Raw genomic sequence first — 20,906 nt, 5'->3', positions numbered from 1 at the left:
CTCTCCTTCTAACTACTCGCTTAAACTCTCCCACAAATACATGGAGACATAGCTTGAATACGGTGACCATTTGTCATGATAAGCGTAAAGTTCTTCTTTGGTCGGTTTGGTAGGAAGGTTAAACCATTTTTTGATAGCATTTTGAATACCTACATCCCCTGCTGGTAGTATATCTTTTCTCCCTAATCCGAACAGAAGAACGCACTCAACCGTCCAGGGACCGACTCCTCTAATTGGAAGCAGTTTCTTATACACTTCTTCATTTGAAAGCGCAGACAGCTCTTCCATATTCAATTCTCCATTGATGATTTTTCGAGCAATTCCAATAACGTACTCTGCTTTTCGATTACTAAATTGCAGTTCTCGTAATTCTTCCACAGTTAGTTTACTGACTACCTCAGCATCCGGATAGAACCAAACACCATGCTTCTCTCTTCCATAACTAGTCACAAATCGATACGTAAGCGTATAGGCGAATTTCATATTAAGTTGCTGATGAACGATGTTTTTCAATAACGCACTATAACAATCTGGTTCGCAAATAATTGGCATTCCAGCATATTGTCCAACAAGCTCACCAATAGTAGTAGAATTTAACGCTGCTAAAATAGCGCGTGGCTTCATATCAAAATCATACATAGCACAAATTCGACTGACAACTTCATCTTTTTGGCTAACTTCTTCTCCTTTAATCTCAAAAGCTGGACGTTCCTTTGTACCTTGCGATTGAATTGACACAACAGCTTCGCCATGATTTAACACCAAAGGTACTTTCAACAACCTATTTTCAAGTTCTATATATTGAAGCGGGTCCATACTAACCCGTCCGAATAACCTCTCAACATCATAAGGCGCCTGAGGATATATCATTTCAGACCACATTCTACCGCCCCCAACCATGTTATGTAGTCCTTATTATCGCAAACAATCACGAAAAGCGGAAGTGGCCGCTTAGACTCGACAAGCGCTGGAACCTCCCAAAAAGAACACGCTCTTTGTGTTCATTTTGGGAGGTGAAGCGATCGAGAGTCTGGCCACTGCAGCTAGATCACGAAAAGCGGAAGCCTCCGTTCAGACCCGGCAGACACTGGAGCCATCCAACTTGAACACGTCCTTTGTGTTCAAATTGGATGGTGAAGTGGCCTAGGGTCTGGAGGCTGCAGCTAGATCTCGAAAAGCGGAAGCCTCCGTTCAGACCCGGCAGACACTGGAGCGATCCAACTTGAACACGTCCTTTGTGTTCAAATTGGATGGTGAAGTGGCCTAGGGTCTGGCCACTGCAGCTAGATCTCGAAAAGCGGAAGTGGCCGCTTAGACCTTGCAGTTGCTAGAGCCATACCAAATAACTCAATCACATAAACAAAAGACTGCCATTTCTGGCAGTCTTTTGTTTATGGAGCTAGTGGTTCTGGAAGAGTTCGTTTGAGGACAAGATCATCAAGACTTTTGAATTTATATCCTTCCTTCTTTAAGTCCTGTATGACTCGTTCAAGTGCTTCAGCATTATCCTTAGATACCGTATGAAGAAGCATAATGGCACCTGGATGAACCTGTTTCATAATTGAATCATATGCATATTGACTACCCTTTTGATTGTTCGTCTCCCAATCCTTATAAGCAAGTGACCAGAAAATATTTCGATAGCCTTCCTCATGGGAGATAGCAAGAGATCTTTCGCTAAATACGCCTCTCGGTGGCCTTAAATATTGCATCGTTTTATCTCCAGTTAAACGGGTATACTCCTCTTTCACTTTACTTAATTCTTCTCTTATCCTGACATCAGAAATAGCGGTCATATCTGGATGATTCCAGGAATGATTACCTACAATATGACCTTCCTTTACCATTCTTTTTACAAGGTCAGATTGATCTTTTAAATAATGACCCGTAACAAAAAACGCTGCCGGTACCTGCTCTTTTTTAAGAACATCTAAAATCCCACTTGTATATCCGTTCTCATAGCCATTATCAAATGTCACGTACAGTTCCTTTTGATCTGTATTGCCAATAAAATAACTGTTATAAGGTTTAAGCAATTCCTCAAATTCTGGTTCTGTAGTGGCTGGGGCATGATTTTTACTTCGTTTAAAGTACCAATCATGCGATTCATTGCTCACAGCACTCGCTGTAATTGGAGTGAGTCCCACTATTAGTGCTACAACAACTGCAATAAATTTCATTTTTGAGCCTCCTTTATCTAGCATTGTTTAGTGTTTGAATACGTGCTTAGGTTCTATTCCTTATCAATCAAAATTGACTTTGTAATAAATACCTTATTGATTTAACCCAGTTATAAAAAAACCAGCATCTCTGCTGGTTAATGGCGCGTATTAAACTCAAAGCTTAAGTAATCTTGTACAGGTATCCAGGCACCAATGCCCTGCTGAGTTACATTACGCACTTCAATTTTCTTCTTACTACCTTTTAAGACGAGGTATACCTCTCCATATGTTACCTTACCTTTTTCATTTACAGCAGGTACATAGCTTGTTAACATACCATAATTTTTAGCACCAACATTATAAACATTACCTTTTTTAGTATCTTTACCAATCATTGTTTGGAAAGAAAGCGAAAGTTTTGTTTTCTCAGAAGCCTTCATCATCATCATTTTCTTAACGTCTTCACTATCAGGAATTGATGCAGTTAATCCGCCAGTTACTTTCTTTTCTGCTTCCTGACGATACGTCATCTGAACAGGACCAGTTCCCCCTCTATTGTCCACTTTATTTACGTTTGCTTGCTTGTACTGCCAATTTACATTTGTTTCTTGGGATTCATAATTCAATGCCCATTTACCTAAATAAATACTAGCACGGTAGCCAATTGCAACTTTTGACGGGGAGATGGAGGAGTCGTTTAGAATTTGGATTAGCTCAGGGTTATCAATTTTTATTTTTGCAGATTCCGTTAATTCTCTTGTTAACTCACTTGGTTGTAATGTAGGCAAATCCTGGGCTGGGTTCGGGTATGTGTTCTCTTTAGAAATATTTACAGTTGAATCTGGAACTTGTAGAGACTGTTCTTTACCTGCCTTCTTTCCTCCTTCCGCCATCGTTTGGACTGGCAAGATAAGGGTGAGAAGGATAATCATAAGAGCGATTTTCTTCATTTAAATTCTCCTTTCAATGCATCTGTTCAACAGCATACATCTGACTCTTACCAGTATTTTTTTCTAGAATCCTTTCTTTTATCCAAGAAATTATAAAACTCAAAATGACAAACAAAAACCTTTTAGAAAAGAACAAAAAAATGAACGCCTATGCGTTCATTTTCTCAAAAGTTGGATAGAAAAACTGTACTAATGGACCAATCCCAAATGTAATAATAATGGTTCCTATGCCAATAGGGCCGCTAAATAGCACTGCTGCCAGAAGTGCAAGCAGTTCACCCACAGTCTTTGAAGTACGAATGCTCAATCCTGTTTTACGATGAATGGCAAGCATTAATCCATCAATTGGTATAACTGCAAATTTAGCTTGAAGATAAATCGAAATCCCAAGAGCAATTAGAATCATGCCGGCAGCAAAAACAGCATAAGCCACAAATACATCTTGAATTTGCCAACTTTCAAAAACAGTGATGAGCCAGAAGTCAACGAACACTCCTGTTACGATAATTGTAATAAGAGCCAAGAAGTCTGGCCAGGCCTTCATAAGGAAAGCATTCACGATAATCAAGATGATACCAACAATAATTACCCAGCTTCCTACTGTAAAACCGATTGTATGCGATAAACCGACATTAAGAGCATCCCATGCTCCTGCACCAATGTCTGATTTAATCGTTAATGTTACGCCTGCAGTTAATATAAAAAGCCCTATAACATAGAATGAAAATCGTTTCATATTTAGTTGACGCATCCCCTCTATAGCTAACTAATTTCCACTACTTATTGTAACTTAGAGGTGCGTTATAAGACGAGGCTTTTCTATTTATTCATGCTTTTTTCCCTTCAGGAATCGATTCTTCAATCTCTTCATCATTGCCATCAAAAATTTCTATATCTCTCCATTTCCCATAGCGATAATATGCAGTGGCAAAAATACTTGAGATAATAAAGCTAACTCCAATACCGTAAGCAATCCCTTCAGCTCCAAGCCATCGAGAGAAGAGATATGTGAGAGGAACACGAAGAACCCAGAAAGAGATAATATTTAGTATTAACACCTGAACCATTGCACCAGCTGCCTTCACTACACCATTCAAAACAAAGTTAATACCAAGAAACGGGTAGAAAAACGCTACGGTTTTTAAGTACGTTTCTCCAAAGGCAATTGTTTTGGGATCGTCTATAAATAAACGAATCATTGATTCAGCACTGAGAAAAATAATGGCACTGATAGCAAAGGATACTGTCAATATGAGTATAATGCCGTTTTTCGAAATGTCCGAGACGCGCCCCCATTTTTTTGATCCAATATTTTGCCCTGCCATACTGTTAACAGCTGCTCCTAGTGTGAAGGCAGGTAACATGATGATACGATCAAGTCGTTGAGCAGCTCCAAAACCTGCGACAACTTGAGTCCCGAATCCTGCGACGATAGCCATAATTGCTGTAACACCTGCAGATACGGTCATCATCTGTAAACCAGCTGGGATACCGAGCTTAGAAATTCGCTTGAGCTCTTTCATATCCGGCGAATGAGGGATCGTAAAGGGGACTTTCGACTTCCATACAGAATAAATAACACCATAAAGAAAGGCTGCTCCCTGAGAAAGAAGCGTTGCATATGCCGCACCCTCAATCCCCCAATCGAAATAACTAATAAAAAGTGGATCAATTGCTGCATTTAACAAAACCGCGAAAAGAACAAAGCGAATTGGCGTTTTACTATCTCCTAGTGCACGCAGCACTGTACCAATGAAATTGTATCCAAATAAGAAAAGTATCCCTAAGAAATTAATACGAAGATAAACCTTCGTACTGTTAAAAATTTCTTCAGGAGTTCCTAGAAATCTAAGTATAGGATCAGTAAAAATATAGCCAATGATTCCAAATGCGATTGATAAAACGGTTAATGCTACAACAAAAGCATTTAACGATTCAATTAACCCTCGATCATCTCCAGCTCCTTTTCGTTGGGACAAAACTGTAAGTGTTGCACTATTTACACCGATAATGAAAGAAAGAACTGTGAAAATAACTGGTGCTGCTATCGAAATAGCTCCAAGTGCATTAGCGCCAAGTAAATTCCCGACCCAGATACTATCTATAAATTGATAAGATGTCTGAAGTAAGTTCGTTAAAAAAATAGGTAATGAAAAATAAATCATTTGTTTTGCAATGTTTCCTTGAGTAAAATCATAGCTTTTGTCCATCTGATTACCTTCTTTAGTCCGAATTAGAGTCACTATTATGTATACCCATAGCCAAGAATCAAAAAACAGAAGAATGTACTTTAATCACTCTTAGTAAATACTGGCATATTATCTGGTTTTAGAATTCGAGAATAAAGGAAGATTAAGACTAGAGTTAAATTCGAAAGGAGAATATATCAATGGCAATGTCCCAAACTGAAATCAAAAATAAAGTATTAAATATTTTCGATTCACACTATGTAGGTACGTTAAGCACAATTAAAGACAACAAACCGCATTCTAGATTTATGACGTTCTTTCACGATGAGCTGACTTTAATGACGCCTACAAGTAGAAAAACACATAAAGTAGAAGATATCGAGCAAAATCACAATGTTCATGTTCTTCTTGGATATGATGGTGAAGGATGGCATGATCGCTACGTTGAAGTACAAGGTCATGTTGCAATCGATGATTCAAAAGAAACGAAGGAAAAATTATGGGGAGATCAGATGAAGCAATGGTTCGATTCTCCAGATGATCCGAATTACATTGTACTCAAAATTACTCCTGATACGATTCGCTTGATGAATGAAGGAGAGAATACACCAGAAACGCTTGAGTTGTAGAACTGCAAACGATAACTGAAATGGAACAGGGACACCGCGTTGGGTGTCCCTGTTCCATTTCTCTACTTAGCTACAATTTCAAATGTTTCTTTAAGTTCAATACTTCCTAAAACAGATTGTGCCATTGAACAATGCTTCTTAGTTAGTTCAAGTGCTCTTTCAACCTTTTGTTCATCCAAATCGCCGATTAACGTAAAATGAAGATGGATTTTTTCAACACGATTCGCCTGTTCTTCATTTCGAGTCACATCAGCTTTTATTTTGATATCTTCATAACTCATTCGCTTTTTATCAAGAATCTGGCGTAGTACACCTCCACTGCAGACAGCTACAGATGAGACAAGAAGCTGGTACGGACGGTAGCCATACTGGTCATCTCCAGAAATATGCAAAGTTCCATACCCGAAATCAGCTGTAAACCCTGTTTCTTCTTTCTTCATGTTAAATTCCAATACTTTCACTCCTTTTAATTGCGCTGTATCTATTTTAGAACAGTATTTAAAAAATTGCGAACGGTGGCTCTTTTTGTACCCTTCCATTATAATTGGCATTGATTGTAACTTCTTTTTTGGATGTGAACAAATGTTTGAATCAAATCGTTATCGTTTTTTAATTCTAATTTCAATTGTTTTCATTTCAGGCTATTCTCAAGGCATGCTCCTACCTCTCCTCTCTATTCTACTTGAAGAGGCAGGTGTTTCCTCAAGCATGAATGGATTAAATGCTTCCGCCTTATATATTGGAATTCTATTTGCTTCTCCGTTTATCGAAAAGCCAGTTCGCAAATTTGGATACAAACCTGCCATTAGCGTGGGACTTCTTCTTGTCGCTATATCTGTTATCCTGATTCCAATATGGCAAGCATTCTGGTTCTGGTTTATTCTTCGTATCATTGTGGGAATTGGAGATAACCTGCTTCACTTTGCAACACAACTCTGGATTACAACTACCACTTCTAAAGAGAAACGTGGACGAAACATCGCGATTTACGGATCGGCATTCGGTCTAGGTTTTGCTGCAGGTCCACTTTCAACGATTCTTGTTCAATTTTCACTATACCTACCTTTTGTCATTGCATCAGGTATTTCTTTAGTCACCTGGTTCATGCTTACAAGGATTACGAATGAATTTCCTGATCCACTAACGTCAGGTTCTGAACGCGTGCTCTCTAAATACTTGCATGTATTAAAAATCGGTTGGGTAGCTCTACTGCCTTCTTTTGGATATGGTTTTCTAGAAGCTTCCCTTCATGGTAACTTTCCAGTATACGCTCTTAGAGCTGGACTTGATGTAAAAGCTGTCTCCATACTTCTGCCTGCATTTGTTGTAGGAAGTCTCGTTTTCCAAATGCCTCTCGGAATATGGAGCGATAAACTTGGCCGTAAAAATGTATTGCTTCTTAGTATGCTGATTGGATGGATTTGTTTTTCTGGCGCCATTTTCACGACGTCCGTAACATTTCTATTTATCTTATTCTTCCTTGCTGGCATGATGGTCGGTTCATTATTTTCTTTAAGCATTACCTATTTAGCCGACCTTCTTCCTAATAGTCTGCTACCTACCGGGAACATTCTTGCTGGTATTTTCTTTGGAATTGGTAGTATACTCGGACCGTATCTAGGTGGTTTGTTCATTGATTGGTTTGCACAGGGCAGTATTTTCTATGCGATTAGCGGTATGTTGCTCTTCTTATTTATCGCAACTGCTACTCACCGTAGTCCTGAACAATCAGCAAACTTTTCTACTTCATCATGAGTAAGAAACATTTTATTAGCCATTTTAATACTATAATTAAAAAACCCTTTTCATTGACTTATGAACTGAATATACTATAATAATAATTGTGATTAATTGATAATGATTATAATTAGCCCATAAAAAAGGAGTCGATACAGGATGAAATTACGCGAAGAAATGCCTGAATTCGAAGGTGCCAAAGCATGGTTTAACGGAGAAGTTTCAAAAAGCGATTTAGTTGGGAATAAGCCCCTTACACTCGTTCACTTTTGGTCCATCAGCTGTGGTCTGTGTAAAGAGGCAATGCCAATGATCAATGAATTCCGTGACGAGTACAGCGAGGACATGAACGTAATAGCTGTTCATATGCCACGCTCTGAAAAAGACCTTGATTTAGACGAAATTAAAGAGGTAGCCGACCAACACGATATCAGCCAACCAATTTTCGTAGACAGTGATCACAAACTTACTGACGCATTTGACAATCAATATGTGCCAGCATACTATGTATTTGATTCAGAAGGTAAGCTTCGTCACTTCCAAGCAGGTGGAGAAGGTCGCAAGATGCTTACTAAACGCATCACGAAGCTTCTGGATAAAGCCAAAAAGGAAGATTAAAAGCATACAAACCAAAAGGCAGCTCATGGCTGCCTTTTTATTTTACCTTTTTCATTTTTCTGTAAAGATTAAGAACTACCCTGAATGCCACGTACCCTACTACAGCACCTAAGGCATTAAGTAGAATGTCATCAATATCGAAGATTCTTTGAGCAACAAAATATTGTAGCAACTCAATCAAAGTGCTTGTTGCAAAACCGATTATGGCAATAATCAAGCCAGAGTTCCCTTTCTTGCTAACAAGCGGTATAAGAAAACCCAGTGGCATAAACAATAGAATATTACCGATAATATTCTTTAATATTAGCCAGTAGCTACCGCTCTCCCACATCAGTTTAATACTATCAAACAATACAAGGTTAACGGATTTACCATAAGGATAATAATTATAAATAAACAAAGTAGCATAAAAAAGAGCTAGTAGATAGATACATAAAACGAATGCACCGCCCTTTTTCACCCATTTCTGTGGTGGAACACGTTCATTTTGTGTCTGCATAATACACGTCTCTCTCCCTATCATTCAGATGCCTTATGTCCAGTCTTTATGCTATAGTATTCTATACAAAATATGTTCATGTAACAAATTTGAGGTGGAAAAATGCCCGATCAGCAAAACGTCCTAACAAAACTATCAACATCCCTAAACAACTATAACATTCCTTATTTCTTTATAAATGAAACAGCACTTTGGCTTCAAGAGGTGAGCCCCGCCCCTGATATCATAACAGTTTCCATTCAATGGGATGGATTTGAGTATGTTATCAATGAATTCAATAAGATGTTCGGAAAAGCTACACCAGAGCATTCGGTCGAAAAATCTGTCGCGATATATGATGTTAATAATCAAAAGGTTCTAGTGGAATGCTCTTACAACACAGTTATTCGTACGAATCCTTATTTAATTGAAGTTCCTTTTGATGATCGTACTGTTCCTTGCATCTCCCTTTATTATTATCAACAGCTACCAGAGTGGCGCTCCCTTGTTAATAGTCATCTTTTGATGATGCAGAATAAAGTTACAAAGCAAAATGAAAAATCATGGAATCAGCAAACATACGAAGCGCTTCTTAACCGATTTGGCACTCCTGAAGAAGCAGCGACTAAGTTGAAAGCGAATCCTGTGGCACGACTTAAATCACTTATGCCTTTTCTCCCTCCATTGGAAGGGAAAAATGTAGCTAATCTAATGGGTTCACACGGGATGAAAGCTACTGCTATAAGTTTGCTAGGAGCAAAATCGACTGTAATTGATTTCTCCTATGAGAATGAACGCTATGCTAAGGAACTTGCAGAACATTGCAATGTGGATTTGTCTTATTATGTATCTGACATTCTTAAGCTCGGTGAGCAACACGATGGGAGATTCGATGTTGTTGTAATGGAACTTGGAATTTTGCACTACTTTTTAGATCTTCAACCACTTTTCAATGTTGTTGAGCGTCTTTTAATGCCTGGAGGAACTTTTGTTGTTCAGGACTTCCATCCAATTTCAACAAAGCTTATTACATCTAAAGGTAAAAAACATAAGGTGGACGGAAACTACTTTGATCCTTCCATTCATCAAAGAGGCGTTGCCTATGAGAAACATCTTGAGAATAACACTGAAGAGAATATTGTTTTTCAAAGAAAATGGACACTAGGTGAGATTATAACAGCCATTGCCAATGAGAATTTAATGATTAAACAAGTAGTGGAGGAACCAAATAGTAAACTCCATGATCGAGGGATTCCAAAACTATTTACAGTTAAAGCTACTAAATAATAGACATTTCCATACTAGAAAAGCACCCAATTGGGTGCTTTCTCCATTAGGAAACAAGTGAACTAATTACTTCATCATCTCGTTTATCAGCATAATTTTTACCGATAACGATTCCTTCTTTATTCATTAGATCATTTAGTTCACTAGCTTCTTCTTTTTCACCAGCTACGTAAATCTTTTCCCACTGACGATTTTTGGCTTTCTTATCAAGCTTAGCCGCCATAGATTTATACCATCTTTCTCGATTTGCTTTAATGCGATCTTCATAAAGTTCGCGTTGAGCAGTACTACCGTTACCGGAAATATTTTCGTTTCCAGTCGTCCCTTCGTATTTTCTCCAGTTATCTTCGTCAGGATCCCATGCGTATTCTTCACTTTTTGTGAGGAAACCTAGCTCCGTTTCAAGAATACGTACATAGTCATAATGAACAAGAATAATTCCTGTATTAGGATACTTGTCTTCTAGTTGTTGTAATTGATCGAGCTCAGGCTCTTCTTCCCAGTATAAATTCGTTTCAACTGGTACCTGCGTTCGTTCAACAAACCAAATTTGGTCGTCTGAAGAAGCAATAATGACTAAACCACGATTTAAATCATTTTCGATTCGAGCTAACTCATTCTGTACTTTCTCTTTTACTTTCTCGAAATTTTCCAGTTCCTCTTTGTTGTCGCTCTGTTTTAAATACTCCTCAAAATTGCGGAATCCATTTTTTAACTGAATCCTCCATTCCCCATTTTGTCGATCAGCATCACGACGATCTGTATTTAAGTATAACGTGAAAACCTTATTTGGCTTTTGAACCTGCGCATGTTTAACCTGTTCTAGCTTTTCTTTTAATAACATTGTTGTCCTCCTCATCATTTCGTTGTTACAAATTCCATTCCCGCCTTTTCCCTGTTATTAAACGTCAAATCATCACGCCCAATTGTTTTCTTTTGTATAGTCACTGTGAACAAAATGTGATAGAATGAAATCATTAAAAGATAATAATCATTCTAATCTAATGAAAATCGTTCTCACCGACTGTATATATATACACTTGTTTTTTGCACTTTATCTGGCTTGGATCGAAATATGATCACAGCATTATAGTTTTACACGGATAATTGAGGATGACTTTCTCTCTCAATTATAAAAAGGAGGAATGATAATGGAACAGGTTAATATTCAATCCAACACATACCCACCCCATACTTCCTTTTGGTGGAACGCACTAAAACGACATGGAGAACTAATAGCTGCATTAGTGAGCGGAATTATTATTGCTTTTGCATGGTTAATGGAAGGGGCATTCACGCCTTCTACCGAATCTACTCTTTATATCATTGCTTTTATTATTGGGGGATTCGCTAAAGCAAAAGAAGGCATAACGGATTCAATCGCCGATAAAGATGTTAATGTTGAGCTCCTCATGATTATTGCGGCGGTTGGAGCTGGTAGCATAGGATACTGGACCGAGGGTGCAATACTGATTTTCATCTTTGCGTTAAGTGGTGCACTTGAAACCTATACATTGAATAAAAGTGAACGTGAGCTAGAGTCTCTTATGGATATACAACCTGAAACGGCTACTATACTTGAAAACGGGAATGAACGTATTGTTTCAGCTGATTCCCTCTTAATTGGGAATATGCTTCTAATTCGCCCTGGAGAACGTGTCCCTGCGGACGGCATTATTATAAAAGGCCAGACTTCTGTTGATCAATCAGCCATCACAGGAGAATCACTACCTGTTACAAAGCAAATTGATGAAGAAGTTTATGCTGGTACTTTAAATATTTCAGGACATCTGACAGTAAAGATGACAAAGCGCAGTGAAGATACCGTCTTTCAGAAAATCATCACACTCGTTCAGGAAGCTCAGGATCAGAAAGCACCTTCTCAATTATTTATTGAGAAACTAGAAGGTTGGTATGTCAAAAGTGTACTTTCAATTGGTGCACTTCTTATGGTGCTTCCTCATTACGCGCTAGGCTGGACTTGGGATGAAACAATTTATCGCGCCATGGTATTTCTCGTGGTTGCTTCTCCTTGTGCTTTAGTCGCTTCAATTATGCCCGCAACGCTTTCAGCTATTTCTGCAGGTGCACGGACTGGTATCCTTTTTAAAGGAGGAGTTCACCTTGAGCAGCTTGGCACAATGAAAGCAGTCGCTCTTGATAAAACAGGTACTCTTACAGAAGGTTCTCCTGTTGTAACAGACGTTTTTACACGTGATGATATTGAGGAAGATTTGTTTATTAAAGCCGTAGCATCAATAGAACGTCAATCAACACACCCTCTCGGTAAAGCTATTGTCAATTACGCAGGTCATATTGACTGGTATCAACCTGACCAAATGATGGATCACTCTGGATGGGGTGTTGAAGCTAAACTAGGTGAAACGACATGGAGGGTAGGTAAATTAGGATTCTTCTCAGATAAGTTGGGATTCGATACATTCCATGAGCAATATACATTATTACAACAAAGTGGAAAAACGATCGTTATTGCATCTGATGACAACGGTATTGCTGGAATGATTGCACTTAAAGATAAAGTTAGAAGCGAATCTAATGCTATGGTTAAAGCTCTTAAAAAGCGTGGTATCGAACCTGTTATGTTGACTGGAGATAGCGAACAAACGGCTAAAGCCATTGCTGAGGAAGTCGGAATCAAAACATATTACGCTAATTGTCTTCCAGAAGATAAAGTAAAGAAGCTGAAGGAACTTAAAATGCAATACGGTACGGTTGGAATGATTGGAGATGGTATAAACGATGCTCCTGCCCTAGCAGTCTCAGATGTTGGCATTGCAATGGGGCAAGGTACGGATGTAGCTCTTGAATCTGCAGATGTTGTTTTAATGAAAAACGATCTTGGTAAACTAACCCAAGCAGTGAGTTTATCGAACCGATTAAATCTTATTGTTAAACAAAATGTTATTTTCTCTATTTCAATTATTCTCATCCTAATCGCTTCGAATTTCTTTCAATTCCTAACTCTTCCTCTTGGTGTAATCGGGCATGAAGGAAGTACAATTCTCGTTATATTAAATGGCCTTCGCCTGTTGAAATGAAGCTAAGAAAATAGAAATCAAGCCAATAAGCAGAGCAGCCCAAGGCTGCTCTGCTTATTGGCTTTTTTTACGGAAATAGTTCGAAGTGGCGTTCACTTCCCCACCTACAATAATCACGAGTCCAGTCAAATAGAACCAGAGCATAAGTGCAATCACTCCACCTAGACTTCCGTAAGTAGCAGAATAATTACCAAAATTATTGATGTAATAAGAAAATACAAGTGATACAAGTTGCCACATTACTGATGCAAAAATTGAGCCAAGTAAAACATCTTTGTAATTTAATCGTTTATTCGGAGCGTAATAATAAATGAACATAAACACAACGATCATAATGGAGAGACTCAAAAACCATCGAATTAAACCAAACATAAAGCTAAACGACTCTGGAATATCAAAGAACGAGACGAAGAAACGCCAGAGCGTTTCGCCAAACACCGGTAAAATGAGCGCCACAACTATGACAAGAATCATAGCAAACGACAAGAGGATTGACAGCCCTCTAGCAATTAGAAAATGACGGCTTTCCTGAACATTATAAGCTCTATTCAGTGACTTAATAATTGCATTAATAGCATTTGATGCTGACCAAATGGTCGCAATAATCCCAAATGAAAGAAGGCTTTTACGAGCCCCATCTTCTAAGATTAAATTTTCCTGTATTGTAACAAATGATTCTGAAGGAGCATATTGAGAAATTAAATCTAGAATTTGATTCTGAGAAAAATCAAAATGAGTCAAGAGGGTAATAGCGAATATTAAAAACGGAAAGAGCGATAGCAAGAAATAATACGCCAGCTGTGCCGACAAATCTGTTACATAGTGCTCTTTCATTCTTGAGAAAAGTTGCTTTGAAAATTGACTAAACGTTGCATCCACTATTTACCCTCCTGCTGCTTGTTTAATGTGTCATTGTGTCTCCATCTTTACCCGTTAACTCTTCGCCAGCTTCAACAACTTTTGAACCGATTTCTTTAAGATCATGTTGTGTTTCTTTCACAAGATTAAACGCTTCAACTGAACTTTCTTTAAGTCCATTAAATTTATTTGATAAGGTTGAGATGTCTTCTTGTACTTCTTTCATAAGTCCGCTCGCTTCATCTACCGTTTGCTTCCATTTATCAGTATAGTACGATGGATTGCTTTTCACGTCACGTAACACACTACCTGCACGTTTGGAGCCTGTTTTAATCGATTCTCTTGTGCCTCGATCAAGTAGTGAGATTAGAGCACCTGCTAGTCCACCAATCAGGACTGCTTTAAACAATTTATTCTGGTTACCGCCTGGATATGACTGACTCATTTAATTTCCTCCTCGACTTATTAAGATGAGACTATTTTCCCCTTATCATAAGCAATGAAACGCATTCATATGATTTAAACCGTATATCTTTTAAGAATACGATTCACCGCACTACCATAGCTTTCCCCAAATAGGACAAGATGAACAAGAAGATAATATAGCTGATAAATGGGAATTCGTTCTTCCCACCCATTTAGCAGCGGATAATCCGCTTGATACTGATTATAGAACTCAGTTGAATACCCTCCAAATAAATATGTAAAAGCAATGTCAACTTCTCTGTCACCGCAATAGACGGCTGGGTCAATTAGATATGGCTTTCCACTCTCACTTTCAAGCCAGTTCCCTCCCCATAAATCACCATGTAGGAGCGATATTTCCGGATTATGTCCAAGGAAAGAGCGAAGGTTATCCTTTAATACATCTAGTTGGTGGTTACGTTCTACAGAGAGAATATTTTTCTCATTCGCTATCCTCTGAATTGTACCAAGTCGGTGATCTCGAAAGAAAGCTACCCAATCTCTTTCCTGGTGATTGGGCTGAGGGAGTTCACCAATGTAATTGGGTTCATCTAAACCCACAGTGCTTGCTCTCTTTTGATGCATTTCTGCGACCAGACTCCCAAGTGCCCGATCAGTTTTCCCGTTGGATGGCACGGATGGGATCCATTCCATAAGAAAAACCATCTCAGATTTTTCACGGGGGAGAATGAGTAAAGGCTTTGGAACACGAATACCCTGTTGGTCAAGAAGACGAAGCCCTTTTTCTTCAGCTTCAAAAAAATCGTCAGGAGCGGAACGATTTAATTTTGCAAAGTATTCTTGTGCACCTGTTTTGATATAGAAAGCATCATTAATCGATCCTCCTGAAACAGCATCGCATTTTTCAATTGATGTTTGGTCTCCAGTTTCTCTTACTGCCTCTTCTATTGCGCCCTTCATATACCTTTATCTTCCCTAATATGCTCTAGTAGCTTTTCGCAGCCTTCCGTTACCATCTCATAAACTTGTTCGAAGTTTCCATCAAAATAAGGATCTGGAACATCTTCAAACTCGCTGTCAGTGACATAATCCATTAAACGTGAAATGGAACTAGCTGGTTGCATCCCTGCCATTTCGTGAAGTTCCCCTAAATTTGCCGCATCCATTGCTACAACATATTCAAAACGATCAAGGTCCACTTTCTTAACCTGTCTCGCCCTTATTCCGTTCGTAGAAATTTTTTGCTTACTTAGTATTTCTGTTGTTCCTTCATGCGGAGGCTCGCCAACATGCCAGTCACCTGTTCCTGCTGAATCCATATCAATTTGGTCAGAAAGCCCAACACTCTCTACTTTAGAGCGAAATATGGCTTCTGCCATCGGTGAACGACAAATGTTACCAAGACAAACGAATAGAACTCGTATCATCGTTATCCCTCCATTGTTTTAATGTAAACCGTACGGTTACGAGGTCCATCAAACTCACAAAAGTAAATTCCCTGCCACGTTCCTAATATAAGTTCTCCATTTTCAACAATGACGGTCTGAGAAGCTCCTACTGTACTCGTTTTCAAATGGGAAGCCGAGTTTCCTTCTGCATGACGATAATTGGAGTGTTCCCACGGATAAACTTCATCTAGTCTCATAAGCATATCGTGCTTAACATCAGGATCAGCATTTTCGTTTATTGTAATACCTGCTGTCGTATGGGCAGAATACACAATTACAATACCGCTTTTAAAACGCTCTTCCCCAATTGCATGTCTCACTTCAGATGTAATATCAAGCATTTGATCCCGTTGATTTGTTTTCACAGAAATTTTCTTAAGCATCTTTATTCCTCCCTTTTCTATAGTTGTACTACCCTTTTTTTATTCCTTTAATAAAGAGTCAGACTTAGCTGATTGGAGCGGAAGGATGCTCGACTCCTGCGGGACTAGCGGGACAGGTGAGACCCCACAGGCGCAATGCTTTTTGCGCCGAGGAGGCTCACCGCCCGCCCCGCGGAAAGCGAGCATCCTGGAGCGGAAATCCCTCTCACTCCTATAGCAACAATGTTACGAAAAGAGCCATTCTAAAAGATTGTTGCTTTTGAACGAATTAAAAATCACACTTAACTAATCGGAGCGGAATTAACCCACTTTTAATAATCATCACGTTCATAAAGGTAAAGATAAGGAATATCAAGAAACAAGTAATGGGTATCATTAATTGGATAGGAATAGGTACGAATAAGTTCATTTGTTTCAATGTCACTGTACAAATCAGAAAGGATACCAACCTGTTCATGCCTCATTCTCACGATGTTTTCGAGAAAATATGGCCGCCAGCTCCAGTTATCTCCTTCGTATTTAGGCTGAAATTCCCAAACCCCATCTCCATTACGGTAATAGTTAGAAGAAACCTGATGCCCGTCTTCATCACAAATATACCCTCTGAAGCATGCATCCCCTAAAGAGCGCGCTGCTTCAGACACTATTTCATTCCAATTATTTTGCTTTGTGCGCTTAATTTGCTGTTGTAAATGACGATTAAAATCTTGTGATAACTCATATAAAGAAAGCAAACGCTTTCTTTCATGAACAATAAATTGATGAAATTCTTTTGTAAGAAGTGGCTTAAATTCATTGCTCAAAAGAAATTCTGGTCCTGGTTTTCCAAAGTAATAACCCTGGTAATAACGACCGCCGTTCTGCCAGGCATATTTCAATTGCCCAACTCCCTCAATCCCTTCAAACAATAACGTTGCCCCAATTTTGCGACCAAGCATGGAGAGAGCATAAAGAACTTCTCTATATTCAGGAGGCATTCCTTTATCTTTCAGGTTCGTTAAACCAACCTTGATAATATTCGGATTAAGAATAGCGATTTTTTCGATGTTACTCATCATATTACCGGCATGGCTAACCGCAACTTGCACACCGAGACTTTTATAATAAGTTAGAATATGTTGAAGCTTCTGAAGATCATCATCATCAATATCATAATCAGATACTTCTATCACAATTTTATCGTATGGAACCCCGTTTTCTCCATATTCCTCAAGAGAATTCGTAATTGTCTCACCATGGTCAAATAGAAGATGTCTTGCGCTACAATTAAAGAATAAGCATTGATTACTTTTTTGCTTTTGAAGATAGGAAATCGCTAACTTTCGTATATGCGTATCTATTTCCATTATGTAATCTTCTGGAATTGAGTGGTCTTGAAAGAAAAACCCTAAACTTTCGATCCCATCATCTGTTTTAATTCGTCCGAGAACTTCGTATCCAATAATCTGTTGCTTGTCAGCACTAACAATCGGCTGGAAGTATGGGAAGATATCTTCTTTTTTCCCCATTACATCAAGTGCATCCATTACTAACCCCTCCCTCGGATAAAAGTAAATATATTTATTATACCATTAACCGCATAAACACTCTTTCTTTTCCCTAACCCTACTTATCAATATTGAATAAAGCTGTTTTGTTATATTGTTCTAAATAAATGGGTTTTCATTGGAATTTATAACTAAGCGTTTTATACTAGTAGTAACATTGAATGTAAAAGGTGATGATAGTATGAGAACGAATAAGTCATGGAGATGTCACTATGAGGGTAAATAAGGATCAACTCAAACGCATGAAAAAAAATGAATTTGTCAGGACAGCTATTGAATTTGTTGAAACTGGTGTTGTCATTACAGATCCAGAACTTCCAGACAATCCTATCGTTTATACAAATCGCGGGTTTGAAGAACTAAGTGGCTATTCATCTGAAGAAATTCTTGGTTACAATTGTCGTTTTCTCCAGGGGGAGGATACTAACCAAGAGAAGGTTAAAAAGCTACGTACGGCCATTAAAAACAAAGAAAAAATTAAAGTAGAAATTAAAAACTACCGTAAAAACGGTCAAGCATTCTGGAATGAACTGCAAATCTATCCAGTCTATATAGAAAGCGAACATCAAACCTACTTTGTAGGCGTTCAGCAGGATGTTACAAAAAGAAAAGAAGCGGAAGAACGATCAGACCGTTATCTCGATCAAGTGAAGAGTTTATCGACACCAATCGTGCCAATTGATCGCAACGTCTCCATTGTTCCGCTCGTTGGTGATATTGATGATGAGCGTGTCGAATTACTTCTCAATAATGTTAGTACACATATACAGAAAAGTGGCGACGAATATTTGATTCTTGATCTGTCCGGTGTTAGTCACTTCACAAGACAACTCCATCAAGGTGTCGATCAGTTAAATCAACTCATCAAATTAATGGGTGCTCGACTCATGATTACGGGAGTTCGTCCAGAGTTTGTGCTAGAAGGAATGAAAGATGATTTAACATTATCATCAGTGAAAAGCTTCCCTTCTGTTAAACATGCGTTAAAGGATATTAACTAATTAATTCAATTACTCATGAAAAGCTTTCGATTCTTGTTCGAAAGCTTTTTTAAGTCTCGCACCTTAAGATTAATTAAAACTATTTTGTTCTGGATAGAGAGAGGTAGTGGTAATGATGGGTTCCTTCTCATGGTTCACCAATCGTGATTTCGCATTATTCTCCACACCACATATTCTTGCTCTTTGTATACTTGTAATTTTGTTGTTTTTGATGATTATCCTTAAAAATCAACTGAGGCATGCTGTAACTAACTTTGTGGTGCGAATCAGTATTGCTATAGTGTTAGTATTGTCTGAAATTAGCTTTCATCTCTGGTTTATATATCATCAAAAATGGGATATAGCGACAACTCTTCCACTTCAACTTAGCAGCATTTCCCTTTTTCTTGCTGTATTCCTTCTGCTATCAAGACAGTTCTTCGTTTTTGAGATCACATATTTCGTGGGAACTGCGAGTGCGATCTTTGCCATGATTACACCTGACCTTGTATACGCCTATCCTCACTTCAGATTCGTGCACTTTTTTATAGCTCATGGTGGTATTGTTGTAACAACCTTTTTTATGATTATAATCGAAAAATATAATCCCTCTTACAAGTCTGTTTGGATAGCCTTTGTTAGTTTAAACCTTTATGTAACTTTCATTTTCATGTTAAACCTGCTCCTTGATGCAAATTACATGTATTTAATGGCTAAGCCACTAAGCAACACGTTGCTATCATATCTTGGTCCATGGCCATTCTACCTGCTTTCACTCGAAGGGATTACAATTATTGCATTCCACCTGCTTTATATACCATTTATCTTTTCTAAATGGACAAACACTGCTAAAAATATCTCCAGCACAACGCAGTTTAACAGGTAAACAAATAGGATATGACATAACTATCACTAATTGAAAGGTTGAGGTCATATGAAACGATATCAATTGATTGTAAAAGGTAAAGTTCAAGGTGTAGGATTTAGATCCTATACCCAGCAGAAAGCTGCTCAATATGAACTAAGTGGTTACGTTATGAATCATATGGATGGGTCTGTCGAGATTGAAGCTCAAGGAGAAGATTCCACTTTAGAAAGATTTATTTCAACTATCAAAGAAGGAAGTCCTTATTCATCTGTTGATGAAATTAAAACACAAGAAAAAGAAGTGCAAGATAACGAGCGTTCTTTTTCCATTCGTTATTAATAGAAATTGCGGAGTTTATCGACTATAATACGATTAAATGGATATTTTAGCTCGGGGGTAGTAATTTGACAGAAACAACTTTCTTCACACACGCGGAAACAACTAGGGCCCTGAATAGTCTTGGTGATAATATATTTGTATGTGACATGAATTATAATATTGTTTGGTTTAATCAACCAGCAAAAACTTTACTAGAATCGATAAAGAGTTATCTCGACATAGATGAGCCTAATGACCTTATAGGACGAAATATTGATGAATTCCATAAGAATCCTTCTCATCAGAGAAATATTTTACAACATCGGCTACCTTACGAAAGCACAATTAAGCTGTTTGATCGTTTTGCAGCAAACATTGTCATCTCTGAGTACCGGGGTGAGAGTGGAGACAAAATAGGCTACATGCTAGTCTGGCGCGATGTCACTGAAGAGCAGAAAGAATTCGAAGAAAATAAGAAGCTTGTCAATGAATTATCGAACGCGATTATTCCTACTGTGATCGATAATGCTATCCTTGTCCCTCTTATTGGTACCATGACTGATGATCGCTCGGAAAAGCTTATTCAGAGTGTGTTAAACTACTCCGCTACAAATAGCACTGATTATGTACTAATCGATTTTTCGGGGTTAACTGAAATGGGACAAAGTTCAGCACATAAACTGTGCGAGACAATGACCAAGTCACTAAGCTTAATGGGCGTTACAGTTGTCTATGTTGGAATTACTAAACGGATTGTACAATGGTTTATTAACATTAACCTAGATCCTTCTATCCCTACTTTCGCTACATTTCGTCAGGGTATTAATCATGTGGTAAATCTCGAAGGGTACTCTCTCGTTAGAGTAGATGAATAAATTAAAAAAGCTGACACATTTGTGTCAGTTTTTTTGATCTTAAAGGCTCTTTTCGTAAACTTAATAGCAAAAATCATTTAGAAAAGAGCTTTTA

The 20,906-nt window shown here is 38.2% G+C and carries 23 protein-coding genes; 9 read left to right on the top strand and 14 right to left on the bottom strand.

Annotated features, from left to right (window positions below; translation table 11 throughout):
* Window positions 1-12: 12 nt before the first annotated feature.
* From FBF83_RS17480 to FBF83_RS17460, 5 genes are all read right to left on the bottom strand, one after another.
* A complete protein-coding gene (locus tag FBF83_RS17480) occupies window positions 13-882 on the bottom strand; it encodes a DNA-3-methyladenine glycosylase family protein (RefSeq protein ID WP_169525601.1) in 870 nt (289 codons plus the stop codon).
* A gap of 509 nt (window positions 883-1,391) precedes the next feature.
* Window positions 1,392-2,180, bottom strand: a complete 789-nt coding sequence (gene pdaA / locus FBF83_RS17475; protein WP_136948433.1) for a delta-lactam-biosynthetic de-N-acetylase — start codon at window positions 2,178-2,180, stop codon at window positions 1,392-1,394.
* A 137-nt stretch (window positions 2,181-2,317) separates the two neighbouring features.
* Window positions 2,318-3,112 (bottom strand): YfkD famly protein, encoded by a 795-nt coding sequence (locus FBF83_RS17470; RefSeq protein ID WP_136948432.1) that lies wholly within the window; start codon window positions 3,110-3,112, stop codon window positions 2,318-2,320.
* A gap of 148 nt (window positions 3,113-3,260) precedes the next feature.
* On the bottom strand, window positions 3,261-3,848 hold the full coding sequence (locus FBF83_RS17465) for a YczE/YyaS/YitT family protein (protein ID WP_136948431.1): 588 nt from the start codon (window positions 3,846-3,848) through the stop codon (window positions 3,261-3,263).
* A 91-nt stretch (window positions 3,849-3,939) separates the two neighbouring features.
* Window positions 3,940-5,322 carry an MATE family efflux transporter gene (locus FBF83_RS17460; RefSeq protein WP_136948430.1) on the bottom strand — a complete coding sequence of 461 codons (1,383 nt, stop codon included), beginning with the start codon at window positions 5,320-5,322 and terminating at the stop codon, window positions 3,940-3,942.
* Window positions 5,323-5,507: 185 nt separating this feature from the next.
* Between FBF83_RS17460 and FBF83_RS17455 the strand changes: the two genes are divergently transcribed.
* Complete coding sequence (locus FBF83_RS17455) at window positions 5,508-5,930, top strand: pyridoxamine 5'-phosphate oxidase family protein (protein ID WP_136948479.1); 423 nt, start codon at window positions 5,508-5,510, stop codon at window positions 5,928-5,930.
* A gap of 62 nt (window positions 5,931-5,992) precedes the next feature.
* On the opposite strand, the gene FBF83_RS17450 is transcribed toward FBF83_RS17455, so the two are convergent.
* Window positions 5,993-6,382 carry an OsmC family protein gene (locus tag FBF83_RS17450; RefSeq protein WP_136948429.1) on the bottom strand — a complete coding sequence of 130 codons (390 nt, stop codon included), beginning with the start codon at window positions 6,380-6,382 and terminating at the stop codon, window positions 5,993-5,995.
* Between the two features lie 130 nt (window positions 6,383-6,512).
* Between FBF83_RS17450 and FBF83_RS17445 the strand changes: the two genes are divergently transcribed.
* Together FBF83_RS17445 and FBF83_RS17440 are read left to right on the top strand one after the other, a co-directional pair.
* On the top strand, window positions 6,513-7,685 hold the full coding sequence (locus tag FBF83_RS17445) for an MFS transporter (protein ID WP_136948428.1): 1,173 nt from the start codon (window positions 6,513-6,515) through the stop codon (window positions 7,683-7,685).
* 141 nt (window positions 7,686-7,826) lie between these two features.
* Window positions 7,827-8,285 carry a TlpA family protein disulfide reductase gene (locus FBF83_RS17440; RefSeq protein ID WP_048313589.1) on the top strand — a complete coding sequence of 153 codons (459 nt, stop codon included), beginning with the start codon at window positions 7,827-7,829 and terminating at the stop codon, window positions 8,283-8,285.
* Window positions 8,286-8,322: 37 nt separating this feature from the next.
* Here FBF83_RS17440 and FBF83_RS17435 read toward each other — a convergent pair whose 3' ends face one another.
* Window positions 8,323-8,784, bottom strand: coding sequence for a VanZ family protein (locus tag FBF83_RS17435; protein ID WP_136948427.1), 462 nt, complete (start codon window positions 8,782-8,784; stop codon window positions 8,323-8,325).
* A gap of 102 nt (window positions 8,785-8,886) precedes the next feature.
* Between FBF83_RS17435 and FBF83_RS17430 the strand changes: the two genes are divergently transcribed.
* Window positions 8,887-10,050: a class I SAM-dependent methyltransferase gene (locus tag FBF83_RS17430; protein WP_240688143.1), complete on the top strand. Its 1,164-nt coding sequence runs from the start codon at window positions 8,887-8,889 to the stop codon at window positions 10,048-10,050.
* A gap of 46 nt (window positions 10,051-10,096) precedes the next feature.
* Here the strand turns inward: FBF83_RS17430 and FBF83_RS17425 are convergent, their stop codons facing one another.
* Complete coding sequence (locus FBF83_RS17425; RefSeq protein ID WP_136948426.1) at window positions 10,097-10,894, bottom strand: VLRF1 family aeRF1-type release factor; 798 nt, start codon at window positions 10,892-10,894, stop codon at window positions 10,097-10,099.
* A gap of 301 nt (window positions 10,895-11,195) precedes the next feature.
* Between FBF83_RS17425 and FBF83_RS17420 the strand changes: the two genes are divergently transcribed.
* Entirely contained in the window at window positions 11,196-13,109 is a 1,914-nt protein-coding gene (locus FBF83_RS17420) for a heavy metal translocating P-type ATPase (RefSeq protein WP_169525599.1), read from the top strand.
* A gap of 54 nt (window positions 13,110-13,163) precedes the next feature.
* Here the strand turns inward: FBF83_RS17420 and FBF83_RS17415 are convergent, their stop codons facing one another.
* The 6 genes from FBF83_RS17415 to FBF83_RS17390 form a co-directional block, all read right to left on the bottom strand.
* The gene (locus FBF83_RS17415; RefSeq protein ID WP_240688142.1) at window positions 13,164-13,988 is read right to left on the bottom strand and encodes a YihY/virulence factor BrkB family protein; all 825 of its coding nucleotides are present in this window, start codon (window positions 13,986-13,988) and stop codon (window positions 13,164-13,166) included.
* 22 nt (window positions 13,989-14,010) lie between these two features.
* A complete protein-coding gene (locus FBF83_RS17410; RefSeq protein ID WP_136948424.1) occupies window positions 14,011-14,412 on the bottom strand; it encodes a YtxH domain-containing protein in 402 nt (133 codons plus the stop codon).
* A 74-nt stretch (window positions 14,413-14,486) separates the two neighbouring features.
* Window positions 14,487-15,353: a fructosamine kinase family protein gene (locus tag FBF83_RS17405; protein ID WP_136948423.1), complete on the bottom strand. Its 867-nt coding sequence runs from the start codon at window positions 15,351-15,353 to the stop codon at window positions 14,487-14,489.
* The gene (locus FBF83_RS17400) at window positions 15,350-15,820 is read right to left on the bottom strand and encodes a low molecular weight protein-tyrosine-phosphatase (RefSeq protein ID WP_136948422.1); all 471 of its coding nucleotides are present in this window, start codon (window positions 15,818-15,820) and stop codon (window positions 15,350-15,352) included. Before FBF83_RS17400 ends, FBF83_RS17405 begins: the two co-directional genes overlap by 4 nt.
* A 2-nt stretch (window positions 15,821-15,822) precedes the next feature.
* Window positions 15,823-16,224, bottom strand: coding sequence for a secondary thiamine-phosphate synthase enzyme YjbQ (locus tag FBF83_RS17395; protein WP_136948421.1), 402 nt, complete (start codon window positions 16,222-16,224; stop codon window positions 15,823-15,825).
* Window positions 16,225-16,535: 311 nt separating this feature from the next.
* Entirely contained in the window at window positions 16,536-17,750 is a 1,215-nt protein-coding gene (locus FBF83_RS17390; protein ID WP_136948420.1) for an EAL domain-containing protein, read from the bottom strand.
* A gap of 233 nt (window positions 17,751-17,983) precedes the next feature.
* Here FBF83_RS17390 and FBF83_RS17385 point away from each other — a divergent pair, with 233 nt between their 5' ends.
* From FBF83_RS17385 to FBF83_RS17370, 4 genes are all read left to right on the top strand, one after another.
* Complete coding sequence (locus FBF83_RS17385; protein ID WP_136948419.1) at window positions 17,984-18,772, top strand: STAS domain-containing protein; 789 nt, start codon at window positions 17,984-17,986, stop codon at window positions 18,770-18,772.
* Window positions 18,773-18,884: 112 nt separating this feature from the next.
* Window positions 18,885-19,637 (top strand): TIGR02206 family membrane protein, encoded by a 753-nt coding sequence (locus FBF83_RS17380; protein WP_136948418.1) that lies wholly within the window; start codon window positions 18,885-18,887, stop codon window positions 19,635-19,637.
* A gap of 48 nt (window positions 19,638-19,685) precedes the next feature.
* Window positions 19,686-19,958 carry an acylphosphatase gene (locus tag FBF83_RS17375; RefSeq protein WP_136948417.1) on the top strand — a complete coding sequence of 91 codons (273 nt, stop codon included), beginning with the start codon at window positions 19,686-19,688 and terminating at the stop codon, window positions 19,956-19,958.
* A 65-nt stretch (window positions 19,959-20,023) separates the two neighbouring features.
* Window positions 20,024-20,812, top strand: a complete 789-nt coding sequence (locus FBF83_RS17370) for an STAS domain-containing protein (protein ID WP_136948416.1) — start codon at window positions 20,024-20,026, stop codon at window positions 20,810-20,812.
* The last annotated feature ends 94 nt before the right edge of the window (window positions 20,813-20,906 follow it).

Source organism: Guptibacillus hwajinpoensis (assembly GCF_005144865.1).
Classification (GTDB): Bacteria; Bacillota; Bacilli; order Bacillales; family Guptibacillaceae; genus Guptibacillus; species Guptibacillus hwajinpoensis_A.
This window is presented reverse-complemented; position numbering and strand designations above follow the sequence as displayed.